The organism is Bacillus sp. JJ1127 (assembly GCF_036965845.1).
Lineage (GTDB): Bacteria > Bacillota > Bacilli > Bacillales > Bacillaceae_G > Bacillus_A.
Genome location: NZ_JBALQK010000076.1, coordinates 14,504 through 15,943 on the forward strand (window position 1 = coordinate 14,504; position 1,440 = coordinate 15,943).

Annotated in this window: 2 protein-coding genes; one reads left to right on the forward strand and one right to left on the reverse strand. The window is 34.7% G+C overall.

Annotated features, from left to right (window positions below):
* Positions 1-353: 353 nt before the first annotated feature.
* Positions 354-866 carry a hypothetical protein gene (locus V7183_RS09220; protein WP_335359282.1) on the forward strand — a complete coding sequence of 171 codons (513 nt, stop codon included), beginning with the start codon at positions 354-356 and terminating at the stop codon, positions 864-866.
* Positions 867-883: 17 nt separating this feature from the next.
* On the opposite strand, the gene V7183_RS09225 is transcribed toward V7183_RS09220, so the two are convergent.
* Positions 884-1,099, reverse strand: a complete 216-nt coding sequence (locus V7183_RS09225) for a DUF3951 domain-containing protein (protein WP_335359283.1) — start codon at positions 1,097-1,099, stop codon at positions 884-886.
* Positions 1,100-1,440 lie beyond the last annotated feature (341 nt).

Here is a 1,440-nt window from a genome sequence, read left to right on the forward strand (position 1 = left end):
AAAAAGAGGGGCTTTATGTCGTTTTTTTTATTGATGTATATATCAGTCTACCATGCTATGTTCTATATGTGTGCTTACAGTTTTGTAAGGTATAAGGCAAAGTTATGGAGATACTGATAGTATAAAGTGACGATACTGTGACAAAAATGATAGTATGTATATAAGAGTGCAGTCATACGTGCAAAGTTTGAAGTGTTCTCGTTATAATAACAAGTAGAGATAAAATTGAACTAATCGGGCTTTTACGGGCAGTGTATTTCCTGCCGAGCTTCTTTTCCGAATCTTGAGGTGGGGAGATTACCACCCGCAAATAGCAGGATAAGTAGTAGATGTAGATAAAAGGAGAGTAAGAGATGAAGAAAGTGTGGGGTATTGTTTTGCTTGGAAGTATGCTTCTTTTAGCGGGATGTAATGGAAATAAGGACGCAAAAGAATCAAAAGAACCAAAAGAAAAAGTAGAACAATCGGCAGATCAGCAAGAAGATATGAAAGTATATCAAGATGTCCATAAAAAGTATGATGAGAAAATGAATAAAGAGTTAAATGAATCGGTAAAACTATGGGAAGAAACTAAGGAAAAAGCTGGAAAAAAATTAGGGGACGCGCAGTTTAAAGAAGACGTCCACAAGGTAACAACAAGTATGCTAGAGGATATTGATCATATTCGTAAAGAAATTCGCGTACCTAAGTCAAAAGAACAAGAACATGAGTTATATGTTGGTTTCTTAGATGAGGCAGAACAAGCAATGAAAAAGCTAGATAAACTAGCGAAAGATGAAGATTCATCATTAATTCGTGACATAGAAGTCCATTTTTCAACAGCTTCAACATACTATAAACGTTTTCAAAAAGAAGCACAAAAATAACCTTGCGCACCGCAAGGTTATTTTTTCTTTTTCCCATCTCCGTCTTCATCTTCAGTTACTAAGATTGTCTGTTCTTCGTGAAATTCTGAAATTGTTTGTCCGGTAATATTGTCAAACGGGGTGTAGAAAGAAGTTATGTTTTTCTTTTTAATAAATAATTTATAAAAGCCGATTATGACCAATATTACAATTGTTAGTGATAATCCTATAACGGCCATAAGTAATGGATCCATTATAAATCCCCTTTCTAGGGAAAGGCATTATTAAAGATACTTTTTATTATAAAGCTAAGAGGTGATTTTTACCATTTGTATTTGAGATTCCATATTGTATTGGTTCTATATACATCCATTTTGATTTTCCAGCATATAAGTCGCGGCTATGAAGAACAAAAAGTGACCTGCACTCGTTTGCTCTCTTTGTTTTCACTTGGCATGGGGCAGGAAAAGGATCTGACCGCTTCTATACATGGCCGGATGCTCTCTCCCACCTAAAAAGAAAGGTTTTATGTCGATTTTTCAATGTGTACTTATATAGCCCCGATTTACGATATGTAAGAAATTAAATAAAGAAG

Bases quoted from the DNA above. Each gene is read 5' to 3' on its own strand.
- V7183_RS09220 (WP_335359282.1), top strand. From the start codon at position 354: ATGAAGAAAGTGTGGGGTATTGTTTTGCTTGGAAGTATGCTTCTTTTA.
- V7183_RS09225 (WP_335359283.1), bottom strand. From the start codon at position 1,099: ATGGATCCATTACTTATGGCCGTTATAGGATTATCACTAACAATTGTA.